Annotated in this window: 12 protein-coding genes and 1 rRNA gene; 11 read left to right on the top strand and 2 right to left on the bottom strand. The window is 55.7% G+C overall.

Going from position 1 to position 17,669, the window contains the following annotated elements; translation table 11 throughout:
* Nucleotides 1-23: 23 nt before the first annotated feature.
* Nucleotides 24-974, bottom strand: a complete 951-nt coding sequence (locus tag ACL7TT_RS11735; protein WP_413395629.1) for an outer membrane protein assembly factor BamD — start codon at nt 972-974, stop codon at nt 24-26.
* 100 nt (nt 975-1,074) lie between these two features.
* Here ACL7TT_RS11735 and rluD point away from each other — a divergent pair, with 100 nt between their 5' ends.
* From rluD to ACL7TT_RS11705, 6 genes are all read left to right on the top strand, one after another.
* Nucleotides 1,075-2,028: a 23S rRNA pseudouridine(1911/1915/1917) synthase RluD gene (rluD, locus tag ACL7TT_RS11730; RefSeq protein ID WP_413395627.1), complete on the top strand. Its 954-nt coding sequence runs from the start codon at nt 1,075-1,077 to the stop codon at nt 2,026-2,028.
* Nucleotides 2,029-2,120: 92 nt separating this feature from the next.
* Nucleotides 2,121-2,894, top strand: coding sequence for a peptidoglycan editing factor PgeF (pgeF, locus tag ACL7TT_RS11725; protein WP_299942741.1), 774 nt, complete (start codon nt 2,121-2,123; stop codon nt 2,892-2,894).
* Nucleotides 2,895-3,236: 342 nt separating this feature from the next.
* Nucleotides 3,237-5,843 carry an ATP-dependent chaperone ClpB gene (gene clpB / locus ACL7TT_RS11720; RefSeq protein WP_413395625.1) on the top strand — a complete coding sequence of 869 codons (2,607 nt, stop codon included), beginning with the start codon at nt 3,237-3,239 and terminating at the stop codon, nt 5,841-5,843.
* Nucleotides 5,844-6,231: 388 nt separating this feature from the next.
* The gene (locus ACL7TT_RS11715) at nt 6,232-7,377 is read left to right on the top strand and encodes an efflux RND transporter periplasmic adaptor subunit (RefSeq protein ID WP_413395623.1); all 1,146 of its coding nucleotides are present in this window, start codon (nt 6,232-6,234) and stop codon (nt 7,375-7,377) included.
* Nucleotides 7,378-7,395: 18 nt separating this feature from the next.
* Complete coding sequence (locus ACL7TT_RS11710; RefSeq protein WP_413395621.1) at nt 7,396-10,470, top strand: efflux RND transporter permease subunit; 3,075 nt, start codon at nt 7,396-7,398, stop codon at nt 10,468-10,470.
* A gap of 365 nt (nt 10,471-10,835) precedes the next feature.
* Complete coding sequence (locus ACL7TT_RS11705) at nt 10,836-10,964, top strand: hypothetical protein (protein WP_413395619.1); 129 nt, start codon at nt 10,836-10,838, stop codon at nt 10,962-10,964.
* 652 nt (nt 10,965-11,616) lie between these two features.
* On the opposite strand, the gene ACL7TT_RS11700 is transcribed toward ACL7TT_RS11705, so the two are convergent.
* Nucleotides 11,617-12,096 carry a DUF4124 domain-containing protein gene (locus ACL7TT_RS11700; RefSeq protein ID WP_413395617.1) on the bottom strand — a complete coding sequence of 160 codons (480 nt, stop codon included), beginning with the start codon at nt 12,094-12,096 and terminating at the stop codon, nt 11,617-11,619.
* A gap of 443 nt (nt 12,097-12,539) precedes the next feature.
* Here ACL7TT_RS11700 and ACL7TT_RS11695 point away from each other — a divergent pair, with 443 nt between their 5' ends.
* The 5 genes from ACL7TT_RS11695 to ACL7TT_RS11675 all read left to right on the top strand — a co-directional run.
* The gene (locus ACL7TT_RS11695; RefSeq protein ID WP_413395742.1) at nt 12,540-14,276 is read left to right on the top strand and encodes an acetolactate synthase 3 large subunit; all 1,737 of its coding nucleotides are present in this window, start codon (nt 12,540-12,542) and stop codon (nt 14,274-14,276) included.
* A 10-nt stretch (nt 14,277-14,286) separates the two neighbouring features.
* Nucleotides 14,287-14,778 carry an acetolactate synthase small subunit gene (ilvN, locus tag ACL7TT_RS11690; protein ID WP_413395615.1) on the top strand — a complete coding sequence of 164 codons (492 nt, stop codon included), beginning with the start codon at nt 14,287-14,289 and terminating at the stop codon, nt 14,776-14,778.
* Nucleotides 14,779-14,802: 24 nt separating this feature from the next.
* On the top strand, nt 14,803-15,828 hold the full coding sequence (ilvC, locus tag ACL7TT_RS11685) for a ketol-acid reductoisomerase (protein WP_413395613.1): 1,026 nt from the start codon (nt 14,803-14,805) through the stop codon (nt 15,826-15,828).
* A gap of 113 nt (nt 15,829-15,941) precedes the next feature.
* Nucleotides 15,942-16,811, top strand: coding sequence for a CDP-diacylglycerol--serine O-phosphatidyltransferase (gene pssA / locus ACL7TT_RS11680; RefSeq protein WP_413395611.1), 870 nt, complete (start codon nt 15,942-15,944; stop codon nt 16,809-16,811).
* A gap of 628 nt (nt 16,812-17,439) precedes the next feature.
* A 16S ribosomal RNA gene (locus ACL7TT_RS11675) occupies nt 17,440-17,669 on the top strand; the annotation flags it as partial.

Here is a 17,669-nt window from a genome sequence, read left to right as displayed (position 1 = left end):
GGCGCCGTGCCTGATCGCGCGGCTTACAAAAGTTCCGGGGGCAGGGGCGTCTCGTCCCGGTTGTACTCGGGGTTGTACAGTTCGCGGCTGTCAAAACCGCGGGGGTCGGACTTCTCAAACAGGCCAAGGGTGGCGCGGTGCACGATACTGCGGCCTGCGGCGCCCTTGTAGTAGTTGTAGTTGAAAGTGCCGTCTGGGTTGAACGCGGGATGATTTGGGTAATTGTTGCGTATGACACTGAGGGCGTTGGCTTCCAGCTCCGGCATTTCCAAAAGATGGTAACCCTGTACCATAACCGCCAGGGCGTCCGGTACCGCGGGGGTTTGCTGGAAGTTTTCCACAACGTAGCGGCCCCGGTTGGCAGCAGCCAGGTAGGCGCCGCGCTTGAAGTAGTAGTTGGCCACGTGAATTTCATAGCGCGCCAGCAGGTTGCGCAGATGGATCATGCGCTTTTGCGCGTCTATGGCGTAGCGGCTTTCGGGATAGCGGGCCATAAGCTGGGAGAAGTAGGCGAAGGATTCCCGTGCAGAGCCGGGGTCGCGACTGGTCATGTCGGTGGGCAGGAAGCGTTCAAACAGACCCGCGCCCTCGGTAAAGGAGGATAGCCCTTTCATGTAGTAGGCATAATCCACATTGCGGTGCTGCGGGTGCAGGCGGATAAAGCGGTCTGCGGCAGCGATAGCGGCATCGTTCTCGTAGTTGCGGTAATAGGCGTAGATCAGCTCCAGTTGGGCCTGTTCGGCGTAGTTGCCAAAGGGGAAGTTATCCTCCAATGCGCGCAGGTTCCTGACCGCCAGATCCCACTGGTTGCTCCTGAGTTGCCGCTGCGCGGCTTCGTAGAACGCCTGTTCGGTGCGGCTGCCGGTGGGCAGACCCTCTTCTGATTCGTCAGTGCTGGCGCAGGCAACCAATATCGCGGATACCATGGCCAGCCATAGCATTTTCCAGGTCTGCATAGCCCTTCGCTCTATCATTCTCACACTCTACCTTATTAAACTATCCACCAAGATCAACCTGGCGCGCTGGACATTTAACCACAGTCGCGGAGCTGCCCAAAGTATTTGCAATTGATTGATGAATGACCACCTGAAACTCGATATTGAAGTTCCGGCCAATATGGCTGGTCGAAGATTAGACCAGGTAGCGGCCGAATTAATTCCCGATTATTCCCGTTCGCGCCTACAGTCCTGGATCAAAGGGGGCCAGTTGAGGCTCAATGGCGCTCCCGCCAGGCCCAAAGACAAGCTATCCGGTGGGGAGCATCTCAGTCTGCGGGCAGAACTGGAAGCCCAGGGTGCCTGGCGCGCTCAGCCCTTGGACCTGGCTATTGTCTATGAAGACAATAGCCTGCTCGTCATCAACAAATCCACGGGACTGGTCGTCCATCCCGCTGCCGGTAATCCCGATGGCACTCTGCTGAATGGCCTGCTGCACCACTGCCCATCCCTGCAGAGCATACCCCGTGCTGGGATAGTACACCGCCTGGACAAAGACACCAGCGGCCTGATGGTCATCGCCAAAACCCTGCCAGCCCAGGCGCACCTGGTGAACCAGTTAAAACAGAGAACAGTCAGTCGCCAATACGATGCCCTGGTTCAGGGGTACATCACCGGAGCCGGGCGTGTCGATGCCCCAGTTGGCCGCAACCGCCAGAATCGCCTGAAAATGGCGGTTGTGGACTTTGGTGGCAAGGAGGCCATTACCCGCTATCGGGTACAGCGACGTTTCCCTGCTCATACACTGTTGCGCTGCAAACTCGAAACCGGGCGCACCCACCAGATCCGGGTACATATGGCCCATATCCGTCATCCACTGGTGGGCGATCCACTCTACGGGGGCCGGTCAAAGTTGCCACCGGGGGCATCGGCGGCACTGATCCAGGCTTTGCAGTATTTCCCCCGTCAGGCCTTGCACGCTGCGGAGCTGGCCCTGGTGCACCCGGCCAGTGGCGAGGAAATGCACTGGTATGCGCCCATGCCTGCGGATATGCTGGACCTGCTCGACTTACTCGGTGCAGACAGCGCCTAGTGCGCCGAGTGTTCATTCAGACGGGCCTGCTCCAGTGGTGTCGGCTCCGTTTGCCTCTGGAAAACGTGTAAGGCAACAAGCTGGATATACCCATGCCCCGTGGACACTACCTGATTCCCTCATGGCCGGCTGCGCCATCTGTGCACGCCGCCACCAGTCTGCGAAGTGGCGGGCACAGTAGTGGCGCGTTCGCTTCGTTCAACCTCGCGGCCCATGTGGGGGACGAGGAATCCGCCGTGGCTGCCAATCGTCGGCAGTTGTGCGATGAATTGCGGCTGCCGACAGTACCCCAATGGCTGGAGCAGATCCACAGCGACAGGATAGTCGAAGCCCGTAACGATGCTCTGGTGCGCACTGCCGATGCCAGTTTCAGCTTGTGCACGGGCACCGTATGCGCGGTACTGACCGCTGATTGTCTACCGGTGCTCGTTTGCGACAAAGCCGGAACCAGGGTGGCAGCGGCGCATGCAGGCTGGCGCGGGCTGGCCAGCGGGGTCCTGCGCAACACCGTTGCTGCGCTCGACTGCGATCCGGCAGATCTGCTGGTGTGGCTCGGCCCTGCCATCGGCCCCGACGCCTTTGAAGCGGGGGTCGAAGTCTTGGAGGCTTTCTTTGACAATGCCCAAAGTGTTGCCCATACCCGGGCCATCGCCCAGTGTTTTCGACCCCATAGACGAAGGCCCCTGCATTTTCTCGCTGATATCTACGCCCTGGCCCGCGCAGAGCTTATGGCGCTTGGCGTTGAGGCTATTTACGCGGGGGCGTATTGCACTGTGGGTGAGCCCGATCAGTTCTTTTCCTATCGAAGAGAGAAAACCACCGGCCGTATGGCCACTTTGATCTGGTTGGCGGATAACCCCCGCTAGGTACCCCCTGGTGCCGAATGGGTCCTCTGTGAGGTGCATGGCGCGTGGGATTGCGGGTGTGTATTATCGATTGACGTGAAGCCTTTCCCAGTAGCGGGTCTTTTAACATGGGGGTGAAACCCCCATAGTTCAAGCAAAATAACTTGCGCAAAGCGTGGAAAAACAACAAAAAAATACCGGCTATCTCGCACTCTTACACAAATGTTCACGGTTTGATTTAAATCATTGAAAACCTTTTCCCTGCCCTTATTTTATTTCCCAACACTACACTGAAGGCGTGGTGCCACACTGGCACCATTTTTGATGTGTCACACCAAACCCCGAGTAGGAGAGGTTTCGTTCATGCGAATAGACCGAATGACAAACCCGCTGCAGGCTGCCTTTGCCGACGCCCAATCCCTGGCGATTGGGCGCGACCACAATCAGATATACCCGGAGCACCTGATGCTTGCGCTGCTCAATCAAAATAATGGCAGTGTCCCGGCGTTTCTGTCCCAGGCGGGTTTTAATCTTAGTGGCCTACGCAACGATTTGGCCAAAAGACTGGACAGCCTGCCGACGGTCAGCGCCCCTACCGGCGATGTGGGTATGTCTCAGGAGCTGGTGCGCCTGATGAATCTCACCGATAAAAAAGCGCAGCAAAACGGTGACAGTTTTATATCCAGTGAGACGGTATTGATCGCGGCATTTGACTCCGCCGCGGGGGAGATCAGTAAAATTCTGAAAGCCAATGGCGATCTGAAACAGCTGGAGGCAGCGATTCAGAAAGTGCGCGGCAGCGAAACAGTGAACGACCCCAATGCCGAAGAGGCACGCCAGGCGCTGGATAAATACACACTCAACCTGACAGAGCGCGCCCTGGCGGGTAAGCTGGACCCGGTGATTGGGCGGGATGATGAAATTCGTCGCACCATACAGGTATTACAGCGCCGCACCAAAAACAATCCCGTGCTGATCGGCGAGCCCGGTGTGGGTAAAACCGCAATTGTCGAAGGGCTTGCGCAACGCATTGTGAATGGCGAGGTACCAGAAGGGCTCAAAGACAAGCGTTTGCTTTCCCTGGATCTGGGTGCACTGCTCGCCGGAGCCAAATTCCGTGGGGAGTTTGAAGAGCGTCTGAAAGCGGTACTTAATGAACTGTCAAAGCAGGAGGGGCGGATTATCCTGTTTATCGACGAGCTGCATACCATGGTCGGCGCCGGTAAGGCGGAGGGGGCCATGGATGCGGGGAATATGCTCAAGCCGGCCCTGGCGCGCGGAGAGCTGCACTGTGTCGGTGCCACCACCCTGGATGAATACCGTCAGTACATCGAGAAAGATGCAGCTCTGGAACGCCGCTTCCAGAAGGTATTGGTGGACGAGCCCACGGAGGAGGACACCATTGCGATCCTGCGCGGTCTGAAAGAGCGCTACGAGGTCCACCATGGCGTCGATATCACTGACTCTGCGATTATTGCCGCAACGAAATTATCCCAGCGCTACATCACTGATCGCCAATTGCCGGATAAGGCCATTGATTTGATCGACGAAGCGGCCAGCCGCATCCGTATGGAAATTGACTCCAAACCGGAAGCCATGGATAAGCTGGAGCGCCGCCTGATCCAGTTGAAAATCGAGCGTGAAGCGGTAAAAAAAGACAAGGACGATGAGGCCACGCAGAAACGCCTGGCCAAGTTGGAGGAGGAAATCCTGCAGTTGGAAAAAGAGTATGCCGACCTCGAGGAGGTGTGGAAGGCGGAAAAGGCCCAACTCGCCGGCAGTCACGACCTGAAAGAAAAGCTCGAACAGGCCAGGCTGGATATGGAATCGGCGCGCCGGGCCGGTGATCTCACCCGAATGTCGGAACTCCAGTACGGGGTGATTCCCCAGCTGGAACAACAGTTGAATTCGGCCGCCACTACAGAAGAGGCCGCGGAGGAGCCGCGCCTGCTGCGCAACCGCGTTACCGATGAGGAGGTGGCGGAAGTGGTTTCCCGCTGGACCGGCATTCCCGTTGCAAAAATGCTGGAGGGCGAGCGGGAAAAACTGTTGCGCATGGAGGAGGTATTACACACACGTGTGATCGGGCAGGGGGAAGCGGTGGAGGCGGTTGCCAATGCGGTCCGTCGCTCCCGTGCCGGCCTGGCAGACCCGAACCGCCCAAATGGCTCCTTCCTCTTCCTCGGTCCAACCGGCGTGGGCAAAACCGAACTCTGCAAGGCCCTGGCGCAATTTCTTTTCGATACCGAAGACGCCATGGTGCGTATCGATATGTCGGAGTTTATGGAGAAACACTCGGTCGCCCGTCTGATCGGTGCGCCCCCGGGGTATGTAGGGTATGAAGAGGGGGGCTATCTGACCGAAGCGGTGCGGCGCAGGCCCTATTCCGTGGTGCTGCTCGACGAAGTGGAAAAAGCACACCCGGATGTTTTTAATATCCTCTTGCAGGTACTCGACGATGGCCGCTTGACCGATGGCCAGGGTCATACTGTGGACTTTCGCAACACAGTGGTGGTGATGACCTCGAACCTGGGCTCGGATTTAATCCAGAAGTTGGCCTCGCGGGACGAAGGTGACGACCTGGATACTGAAATTCGCTATCGCCAGATGAAAAGTGCGGTGATGGAGGTGGTGGGTGATCATTTCCGCCCCGAGTTTATCAACCGGGTTGACGAGATTGTGGTATTCCACCCGCTCGACAAAACAGAAGTGCGCGCCATTGCACAAATCCAGTTGAGGCAACTGTGCCGTCGCCTTAGCGAGCGTGACTTAACACTGGAAGTGTCCGAGGCCCTGTTGGATAAGCTGGCGGAAGTGGGGTTTGATCCGGTGTATGGCGCGCGTCCGCTCAAGCGCGCCATACAAGTCTGGCTGGAAAACCCTTTGGCGCAGGATGTACTGGCGGGAAAATTCGTGCCTGGGGCTACCATCCAGGCTGATATAGAAGGTGGCAAGGCTGTATTTCATTAACCTTTCCGAAACTTCCCCGGATGACTCAAGGGGTTTCCCGTCACCTGAGCACAGGCAGTGACCGCCGCCGGCACCAGCCCGGCGTGGGCTGCTGGAAGCCACAGATGCCCTGGTAGAGGGACCGGCAGTCCCACGGCGATAACCCCATCAGTTATCAGTACCGGTAGGGTTGCGAGGTTAATAATAGACGCCAGCGGGTGCCAGCGTTTCCTCTTTTTCGGGTTCTGCAGGCGCAATAATCTTCATGAACCTGTTAATGCGGCTTCTGTGCGGAATAGTGCAGGGGTCTAACTGCGTGCGCGATGATTTATTCATAAACTGAATTTTATAGCCTGTACAGGTACGGGCAGCTTTTTCTCAACATTCGAGATTGGTTTGTCGAGGACATTTGTCGGTTAGTGGTCGAGGACAAATTATTAGCAAGCGCATGGGGTTGATGCTGCTGGGATGTCTGTTGTTGTTCGGCGGCATTTTTGCTTTCAAATTTTTTGGCTGGTACATGATGAATCAGTTTCTCGATACCATGCCCCTGCCGGTGGCTACCGTGACCTCCACAGCGGCGACAATACAATCTTGGCGGGAAGATTTGAGTGGGGTCGGCACTGTCCGGGCCATCAATGGCGTGGAAGTCACCACTGAGGCCGAGGGGGTTGTCAGTGCCATCCATTTCAAGTCTGGGCACTACGCGCACAAGGGGGATCTGCTGGTAGAAATTTTTGCCGAGCCGGAAAAGGCCCAATTACAGGTGTTGGATGCGGAATTGCGTCTCGCTCGGCGTAATTTTGTACGCATTGAGACCCTTACAAAACGCGGGGTTACCACTGAAGCGGATCTGGACAACGCGCGCAGTACACTGGACCAGGTGGTCGCCAATATTGAAGTGCAGCGCGCCAGAGTTGGTCAGCGCAGGGTAGTGGCCCCCTTTAGCGGTGTACTCGGGATTCGCCGTATTGATTTGGGACAAAATGTCAGCCCTGGGGAAGCGGTCGTGTCAATACAGCAGTTGGACCCTATCTTTGTCGATTTTTCCCTGCCCGAGCAGGCATACTCCATGGTTAAGCCGGGTATTCCGGTTGTCCTGACGACCGATGCTTTTCCCGGAAAACCCTACCACGGGAAAATTACTGCGGTAGATCCCCAAGTGGATAATGCCACCCGCAACTTCCTGATTCAGGCGACCCTCAACAACCCCAAAAAGCACTTGCGTCCCGGCATGTTCGCCCAGGTGGCGGTATTGGTGGATGCGAGTCGCCAGGTGCTGGTGGTACCGCGTACAGCCCTGATCTTTGCGCCTTATGGCGTGTCCGTTTTTGTGTTGGAGAAGGATGCGCAGAGTGGTGATATGGTTGCCAACAAACGTTTTGTCAAAACCGGCGAAGAGCGCGGTGATCTGGTGGAAATCGTGCAGGGCTTGCTGGAGGGGGATGTGGTTGCCAGCAGTGGCCTGCTGAAACTGCGCAATGGGGGACCGGCAATCATTAACAATGAAAACAAGCCGCCGGATAATCCTTATCCCAAACCTGGCAATGGTTAAGTATCGCTGAGTGCGCCGGTGAATTTCACAGAGATTTTTATTCGCAAGCCGGTGTTGGCTTCAGTGGTCAGCCTGTTTATTTTTTTGCTGGGGCTGCGCTCCATTACGGAACTCAACGTTCGCCAGTACCCCGAGTTGGAAAATGCGGTGATTACGGTTTCCACTGAGTATGTGGGGGCAGACTCCGGTCTCGTACAAGGATTTATCACCACGCCCCTGGAGCAGGAAATTGCCACTGCCGATGGCATTGACTACATGGTGTCCACGAGTGTGCAGGGCCTCTCTACCATCAGTGCCTATGTGCGCTTTGACTACGACCCCAATGAGGTGTTGACTCAGGTTGTCGCCAAGGTCAATAAGTTGCGCAGTGATCTCCCCGAGGAGTCCGAGGACTCCAGTGTGGAAATGCAGCAGGGGGAGACCACTGCGGCCATGTACCTGTCGTTTTCTTCAAATATTCTTGCCAACAACCAAATCACGGATTACCTGACCCGGGTGGTGCAGCCCAAGCTGGCGAGCATTGCCGGTGTGCAGCGTGCCCGCCTGCTCGGTAACAGTACTTTCGCCATGCGCGCCTGGTTAAAACCCAAAGAGATGGCGGCATTGGAGGTGACACCTGCAGATGTGGCCAATGCGCTGCGCGACAATAATGTGCTGTCCGCTGTGGGTGCAACCAAGGGCTCACGGGTGACCATGGAGATACGTGCGGATACAGATATTGCCCGGCAAATGGATTTTCGCCAGTTGGTGGTGCGCGCTGCGGGCGATCAACTGGTGCGTCTTGATGACGTGGCTGAAATTGAACTGGGTGCTGAGTCCTACGATAGTTCGGTGACCTTTAACGGCCAGCCCGCCACCTTTATTGCCATTGAAGTGGCACCCAATGCGAACACCCTGGATGTGGTCAAGCGGGTCAGGGAGAAACTGGAAAAAGAAATCTTTCCACAACTGCCCAAGGGCATACTGGGGGAAATTCCCTATGACAGCACTGAGTATATTCAAGACGCCATTGCCGAAGTGGTAAAAACCATTGTCGAGGCCGTATTGATCGTGATTGCGGTAATCTACCTGTTTCTCGGCTCTGTACGCAGTGTGCTGATACCGGCAATCGCATTGCCTCTATCCTTGGTCGGCGCACTTTTTCTAATGTTGTTGATGGGTTTTTCTATCAATCTGCTGACGTTGCTCAGTATGGTATTGGCTATTGGTATCGTGGTGGACGATGCGATTATCGTTCTGGAAAATGTGTATCGCCATATTGAGGAGGGGCTGTCACCCCGTGAAGCGGCCATTGTCGGTGCGCGTGAGTTGGCTTGGCCCGTGGTCGCAATGACCACCACCTTGATTGCCGTGTATATCCCCATCGGGTTTCTCGGCGGGCTTACCGGTATTCTCTTTATTGAATTCGCTTTCTCCCTGGCTGGCGCCGTACTTTTATCTGGCGTGGTGGCGCTGACCCTGTCGCCGATGATGGCCTCCAGAATACTCAAGCCCCGCGACGGTGGTGGTACCCGCCTGGAAGCCTGGTTGGAGCGTCAGTTCGAGCGCCTGCAAAAAGGCTTTGAGAAGCGCCTGCACAGTGCACTGGATGAGCGTCGGGTCATTTTGGTTTTTGGTTTGATTGTGTTGGCGAGTTGCTATTTCCTGTTCGTCACCTCACCGCGGGAGCTGGAACCCACGGAGGATCGCGGGCTTGTACTCACCATCTCTACCGCAGACGCCTACGCCACCCTGGATTATGTCGAGCAGTATAGCGGGCAACTCAATGATATTGCCGAACGCTACAGTGCAGTGGATAACCTTTTCCTCTTGAATGGCGTCGGCACCTTTAGCAGCGGGGTCAACAATGCTACTGCGGGTTTCGTTCTGGCACCCTGGGAAAAGCGTGATCAAGATACAGAACAGATGCAGGAATTGATTAGCAAAGATGTGCAACAAATTGCAGGCCTGAAGGTTGCAGTGGTAGTGCCGCCAAGTCTGCCTACTGCGGGTGGGCAGTTGCCAGTGGAATTTGTAATCGGTGCCACTGAGCCCATGGAAAACCTGGCTTATGTTGCCAGCGAGATCATGTCCCGTGCACTGGAAAGCAAAAAGTTTATCTTCCTCGACTCAGACCTGAAGATTGACAAGCCCAAAGTGGTTATTGAAATCGACCGGGACAAAGCGGCCACTATGGGTGTGGAAATGGTGGACCTGGGCCGCGACCTGGGGGCCATGCTCTCCGGCGCCTATATTAATCGATTCTCCCTGGACAACCGCAGCTACAAAGTGATTCCCCAGGTGGAGCGTGTCGACCGTTTGGCTGCCCAACAGTTGGGGCAATACTATATTCGTGCAATTAACGGCGATCTCGTCCCGGTCAATACCCTGGTGACGCTGAGGGAAACGGTGGAACCCCAGCAGTTAAAGCGCTTTCAGCAACTGAATGCAGTCACCATTTCCGGGGTGCCGCGTGCGGATATTACCCTGGGCGAGGCACTTTCAGTGCTGAAAAATGCCGCCAGCGAAATACTGCCGGCGGAGTATTCGGTGGACTACTCCGGTCAATCGCGCCAGTTTCAGTCGGAAGGTTCGGCTTTGGTGGCGACTTTTTTCTTTGCACTGATTGTTATTTATCTGGTATTGGCAGCGCAGTTCGAGTCCTGGCGCGATCCTTTGATTATGCTGGTCACAGTCCCCATGAGCGTCAGTGGCGCCATGATTTTTGTCAGTCTTGGGTTGACCACGCTGAATATTTATACCCAAGTGGGACTGGTGACCCTGATTGGGGTCATCTCCAAACATGGTATTTTGATTGTTGAGTTTGCCAACAGGCTGCAAATGGACGGGGGGGACAAACGCGCAGCGATTGAGCAGGCCACCTCGATTCGCCTGCGCCCGGTTTTGATGACAACGGCATCGCTGGTGCTGGCTATGGTGCCTTTACTGATTGCCTCGGGCCCCGGTGGAGGGGCCCGTTTTGCCATGGGTCTGGTGATTGTCACGGGTATGACTATCGGCACGCTGTTTACACTGTTTGTGGTACCGGCAATGTATTTGTACCTGGGACGCGATTATACCGCCAGGGCAACCGCACCGGGCTTCAGAGGCTAGCGCGGGGCAAGCTGTTCCGAACAGGCCCCCCGGGTGTCGAACCGGTCTTCCGGGGGATTGTTGTGGCGGGACTGGCCGGGGCGAGGTGACCTTGCAGCCGGTTGAGCAGGTAGCGCGCTGCGCCCGTAATGCGCTGTGTAGAATAAGGCATACCTGCTGGCGGGGACCACTGGCCTTTTAGGCTGCAGGGCAAAGTACCGGTCCCGGTCTTTCCGCCAAACAGGCGGAGGCACAGGTTCATGAAGATGATTTCAAGCTGAACGTCAAGCTGCGCAAAGGCATGAAACGTCTGCTGGGTATATTGGTCAATTAAATGCACGAAATCATTAGGAGAGCAAGGGCATTGATAGAGGAGCAACTACTTTATGGCACATGCCATTGCGGCGCCGTTAAATTTGAATTTTGAGAAAGACCTGAGTGGCTTACAGCGTGCAATTGTTCTGCATGCCATCGCTATGGAGCTATATGGGCCTATGGTTCGCCGAAAAATGTAACCATTGAAAAAGCCCCAGAGGCCACTACTGCCTATGTCTGGGGTGACAGGTCACTAGCGTTCCATACGTGTAAGACCTGCGGGAATACCACACACTGGGCCTCGGTTAACCCCGATGGGGATAGGATGGCGGTGAACATGCGTCTTGTACCCGCCGAAGATGTGAAGGACATTCGTGTGCGCCAGTTTGATGGTGCCAACAGCTGGTGCTACGTGAATTGAGAAAAACAGCTTGGCAAAGTTCGGTTTGTATTGCCATGGAAGCAACCCGTTTTTCTGAATGGAGTTGGAAGACTCGAAGGCCGCCTCAACCTGGTGCCTAGAGGTGACCTTTCTATCTAACTAATCCCCCTCGGGGGCTGCACTATTTTTATCGGCAATGTGCTGCCGATCAGTGCCGGCAAATGTAGTCACCCGGAGAGGGTTGTCCCTGCTATCTTGACAATGGCTGTTGTGAGCACTGCGCCGGCGTCTTCATTGAGGCACATGCTCAGAGTCGGCAGGGGCTTGTCGCGCATTTCGGTTGGTGGTTTCGATGTATAAATTCAGTGGGAGTGGTAAATATACCGGGCGAACCCGGAACCGTTTTCCGCTACACCCCGGGGAAATTGCTATGGCTGGGTTGAAAGGCGAAGCGGGTAATGGGCAGGGCTCTAGCAGTTTTTGCGAATACTCTGCTGCTCCTGAGTGATTCTCTGCTGCCGCTCATCCTCTCCCAACATACGCAGGTTGCCACTCTCGTCCATCTCCCGCACGCGCGCGTGGCTGTTCAATGTCTTCAGGGTTTTCCGGGATGCCTGGCACCGCTGCGCGCGTGCTGCCGCTTCAGCCCGGGCAATCTCCTTTTCCATTTGCGCAGGTTGCCGGGGCTCGGGTTGGCCTGCCGGCTTTTTCTCAGCCGGGGGCTTGGGGGCCGGGTTTTTTGATTCCTCTGCAGCCAGTGCCGACTGTTGCTCCGCCTCCCACTGCTTATAGCGCTCGGATTTGGGCTTCTTGATCACTTCCACATCGCCATCATTGGGCGGTTGCTCGCCGAAGTGCACCACACCGTTTTCATCCACCCATTTGTAGATACCATTGGCCTGTGCAACCAGTGCCAGGCTGGCAAATAGTATTGCAAGTGCGATGCGCATTGGACTCCCCCTTTGATCTTGGTTTCCCTTATCCGGTGCATTGTACCGTTATCGGCGGATTTTCCTGTAACGCTTTTAACATTTTGATTCGTACCGATTGACAACCAAGGTTCAATGGTTGGGATCGACCATTCCCGGTAGTCAGATACTTCCCAGCGCTCAGGGGGGCTGTTGTGATCCTTTGCGGAACACCGTGCCGCAATAGCGCCGAGCGGCCTCTGAGTGCCGGGCTATGTACACTGGGCACCGGTGTGCCCGCTTTGAGTTGGAGTAATGGCTGTATTCGACGAGCCCATCCTAAAAGTCAGCATTAAAGCCACCAAAAGGATGATATTTATCACTGTTTGCCCCTATAATTGCCGCCCGGCATTCTTTTCTGAAGATAGAAGGTTGGGTTTCTGGTGATGCATATCCTACCAGGCGAAGAAATTGAGGAGACGCAAGTGGAATTACTTTCCGGCGGCGATATGTTGGTTCGCGCGCTGCAGGATGAGGGGGTCAACCTACTCTTCGGGTACCCGGGCGGTTCGGCACTGCACATCTACGATGCCATCTTTCGGCAGAAGTCGATCAAGCACGTACTGGTGCGCCACGAACAGGGCGCGACCCACGCTGCGGACGGTTATGCCCGCTCCACCGGCAAGGTGGGCGTGGTGCTTGTGACTTCCGGTCCGGGTGCCACCAATGCCATTACCGGCATCGCCACTGCCTGTATGGATTCTATTCCCATGGTGGTGATATCGGGACAGGTGCCCAGGGATAAGATTGGCGAGGATGCCTTTCAAGAGACCGATATGGTGGGCTGTTCGCGCCCGGTGGTGAAGCACAGCTTCCTGGTCAAAAACGCCGAAGACATTCCAGAGGTGGTGAGAAAGGCGTTCTATATCGCCCGTACCGGCCGGCCCGGTCCGGTGGTGATCGATATCCCCAAGGACGTAACCAGCCCGTCGGAGCGTTTCCCCTATCGCTATCCCGAAAAGCTGCGCATGCGCTCTTATACCCCGGCGGGCAAGGGGCACGGTGGCCAGATTCGCAAGGCGGTGGCCCTGCTGTTGTCGGCGCGCCGCCCGGTGATTTATGCCGGAGGCGGCGTGGTGCAGGGTGAGGGTGCGGCTCTGCTGGCCGAACTGGCACGGCGCCTGAATTACCCGGTCACCAATACCCTGATGGGGCTCGGCGCCTTCCCCGGCAGCGATAAGCGCTTTCTCGGCATGCTCGGTATGCATGGGACTTTCGAGGCCAACACCGCCATGCACCATGCGGATGTGATCCTGGCGGTGGGGGCGCGCTTCGATGATCGTGTCACCAATACCCCGGGCAAGTTTTGCCCTGGGGCTAAGATCATCCATATCGACGTGGATCCCGCCTCGATATCCAAAACCATTATCGCCGACATTCCTATTGTCGGCACTGTGGCGTTTGTACTGAGTGAAATGCTAGAGACGCTCAAATCCACTGAGGAGCAACCGGATCAGTCGGCGATAGTGGATTGGTGGCGCCAAATAGACGACTGGCGCGAGCGCCACGGCCTATACACCGCACCGCGCTATCAGACGGACGGCGCTCTGATTATGCCCCAGGAGGTGATTCGTGCGGTTTATGATATGACCGAAGGCGAGGCCTTTGTCACCTCCGACGTCGGTCAGCACCAGATGTTCGCCGCCCAGTACTATCTGTTTGACAAGCCCCGCAGATGGATCAACTCCGGTGGCCTGGGCACCATGGGTTTCGGCTTACCCGCAGCGCTTGGGGTGAAGATCGCCCACCCGGACAAAGAGGTGGTGTGTGTCACGGGCGAGGGCAGTATCCAGATGTGTATTCAGGAGTTGTCCACCGCTACCCAATACCACCTGCCAATAAAAATTTTGTGCCTCAATAACCAAGCGCTTGGAATGGTGAAGCAGTGGCAGGAAATGCAGTACGAAGGCCGCCTCTCCAACAGTGTCTACGAAGAATCCCTGCCGGATTTTGTCAAGCTCGCTGAAGCCTACGGACACCTTGGGGTGAAGATCGAGCGGCGTGGGGAGCTGCATGTAAAACTGCAGGAAGCCTTTGCCGAGAGGGATCGCACGGTATTTATTGACGTGTATGTCGATCCCTCTGAACACGTATATCCGATGCAGGTAATGCCGAATGGCTCCATGCGCGATATGTGGCTGAGCAAGACCGAACGGACTTAGGGGAAGGTCGATGCGTAGAATTATTTCGGTCCTGATGGAAAACGAGCCGGGTGCCTTGTCCCGCGTGGTCGGGCTGTTTTCCCAGCGCGGCTACAATATTGAGAGTCTCACCGTGGCACCAACAGAGGACAATACTCTGTCGCGCCTCACCCTGGTGACGATCGGTGATGACCGCAAAATTGAACAGATTACAAAAAATCTGAATAAGCTAGTCGACGTGGTCAAGCTGGTTGATCTCACCGAGGGATCGCATATTGAGCGGGAGTTACTGCTGGTGAAGGTGCGCGCAAACGGCGCCCAGCGCGACGAGGTAAAGCGCAGTGTAGATATTTTCCGCGGCCAGATCGTGGATGTGAATAGCAGTATATACACGGTGCAGGTTGCCGGGACCGGAGAAAAGCTCGATGCATTTTTGCAGGCGTTAGGTGAACACACCCTTATGGAGGTGGTGCGCTCGGGCGTATCTGGCATCGCCCGCGGTGAAAAGGTTTTAAGTCTATAAATGGCAGGAAACAGGAATTTAGCAATGCAAGTTTATTACGATAAAGATTGTGATCTCTCTTTAATTCGCGAAAAGAATGTAGCGATTATCGGTTATGGCTCCCAGGGCCATGCCCATGCCAATAACCTCCGGGACTCCGGTGTTGCCGGCGTGGTTGTCGGCCTGCGGGAGGGCTCCAGCTCCCGAAGCAAGGCTGAGAATGCCGGCTTGCGCGTGGCCACGGTGGCAGATGCGGTAAAGGATGCGGATGTCGTAATGATCCTTGCGCCGGATGAATGCCAAGCCAATATTTACAAAGAACAGATAGCGCCAAACTTAATGCCCGGTGCCGCCCTCGCTTTTGCTCACGGTTTTAACGTGCACTTTGCATTGATTGAGCCACCGGAGAATGTGGATGTGATTATGGTTGCGCCCAAGGGGCCTGGTCATACTGTGCGCTCCACTTATCTTGAGGGCGGGGGTGTTCCGACCCTGATCGCTGTTTACCAGGACGCTTCCGGTAGAGCCAAGAATCTCGCCCTGTCTTATGCCTCTGCGAATGGCGGCGGCCGCTCTGGCATTATCGAAACCAATTTCCGGGAAGAAACGGAGACAGATCTGTTTGGGGAGCAGGCCGTATTGTGTGGTGGTGTTTCCGCCCTGGTAACCGCCGGCTTTGAAACGCTGGTTGAAGCAGGCTATGCGCCGGAGATGGCCTACTTCGAGTGCCTGCATGAACTCAAGCTGATTGTTGATCTGATGTATCAAGGTGGTATTGCCGATATGCGCTATTCTATCTCCAATACCGCTGAATACGGCGACTACATCAGCGGGCCGCGTATCGTCAACGACCAGACTAAAGCGGAAATGCAGCGGGTTCTGAAAGATATTCAAAACGGTAGGTTTGCCAAGGACTTCATGCTCGAATCCCTGGCGGGTCAACCCCGTCTCAAAGCCGAGCGACGTATTGGCAGCGAGCATGAAATTGAGCGGGTGGGTGCCAAACTCCGCGCCATGATGCCCTGGATCAAGGCCAATAAAATTATCGATCGAAGCGAGGGCAGCAGCTGACCTGTCTGGCACAGAAAAGGCGGCGGGGAGGCTCCGCCGTTTTTTTTTTGCCCTGTGCGCGCACCGGCCAATGACGTTACACTCGCTGGCTGCAATGTACCCGCGGAGAGTTTATGAGCGTTCAAAGGGATGAAAATAAGCCCGCTGACTCAACAGCCGGCCCTAGTGAGGAAATTCGTTTACCGATCGACGAGCATATTGAGGAAGAGGTTTCGGCAAGTGGCAAAAAAGTGCGCGCGCGCGGTGTCTACCTGCTGCCGAATCTTATTACTACAGGGGCCCTCTTTAGTGGTTTCTACGCCATAGTCGCCGGTATGAACGGTCACTTCGAAGCTGCGGCTATCGCAATCTTTGTGGCCATGGTGCTCGACGGCCTGGATGGGCGGGTGGCGCGCCTAACCGATACCCAGAGTGCCTTTGGGGTGCAGTATGACTCCCTGTCGGATATGGTGTCCTTCGGCTTGGCGCCGGCCCTGGTGGCCTTTAGTTGGGCGCTGAAAACGCTCGGCAAATTTGGCTGGGCAATTGCATTTTTATACGCAGCCTGCGCCGCCCTGCGCTTGGCCCGCTTTAACACCCAAGTAGGTACGGTTGATAAGGGGGTATTTATCGGGCTCGCCAGTCCAACTGCAGCGGCAATTGTGGCCGGTATGGTCTGGGCAGGTCACGATGTTGAAGTCGGCCCGATACTGGCAATTATTGCCGCATTGGTAACTGGTGCCGCGGGCCTGCTGATGGTATCCAATTTCCGTTATATAAGCTTCAAACGCCTGGACTTCAAGGGGCGGGTGCCCTTTGTGATGATGCTGGTGGTCATACTTGTTTTCAGTCTTGTGACTATTGATCCCGCCGGGGTACTGTTGACTCTGGCCGTACTTTACACCCTCTCGGGCCCAATAATGTGGCTGTGGGGCCGCTTTCACCCCAAGCCGGCAAGTGGTGCCACAGAGGGTGACAGCGTTGAGGCGAAGGACGGGGAGTAGCGACAGTCTCGGATAATCCCGTTTGGGATTCCCTGCGCCCCACCCTATAATCATTATGCGGGAGTGTGAGCCCACACGGGTTTGTGGTCGTCGGGAGGTCGGATGCGGCCTCGTTACTCCCCTCTAAAATAGAGGGCTGTGCGGTAGCTGAAATAAGCCTTGCACAGAAGCACAGCAGCCCGTATAGTTCGCGCCCCCGCCCGCTGTAGGAGTGGGGTTTTTGCGCCAACCGATTGATTTTCCGAGGAAATTCCTTCAAAGAAAGCGCTTGCCAAGCGGTCTTGTGCAGCTATAATGCGCGCCACTTCAAGCACAGTCAGAGCAGGCTGGTTGAGGTTGGGAAGGTGCCTTAAGCGCACTTTCGGTTTTGGCGGAGATCGCTGCGAGAAAGCACTTGCTTCAGCAGTCCGGATGTGTAGAATACGCGTCCCGCAGTTAGGGCCTGGCGCCCAGCTGAGTTGTTTAAAAATTTGATCAAGCAATATGTGTGGGTGCTTGCGGATCGGTGAATCGATACAACGATTTATCGGAAGTAAGTAACTCATGTCAATGAATTACGTTTTAATTCCGAGCAAAACTTAAGTCTGATTGAGAGCCATATTCCGGTTCTTGAGAAAGGCGACTCTTTAAACTGAAGAGTTTGATCATGGCTCAGATTGAACGCTGGCGGCAGGCCTAACACATGCAAGTCGAGCGCGAAAGTTCTTCGGAACGAGTAGAGCGGCGGACGGGTGAGTAACGCGTGGGAAATTGCCCAGTAGTGGGGGACAACATTCGGAAACGGATGCTAATACCGCATACGCCCTACGGGGGAAAGCAGGGGATCTTCGGACCTTGTGCTACTGGATATGCCCGCGT

Origin of the sequence: Microbulbifer jejuensis (assembly GCF_047289955.1) — a bacterium.
GTDB lineage: Bacteria > Pseudomonadota > Gammaproteobacteria > Pseudomonadales > Cellvibrionaceae > Microbulbifer.
The sequence above is the reverse complement of the archived record's forward strand: the minus strand, read 5'-3'. Positions and strand labels throughout refer to the sequence as shown.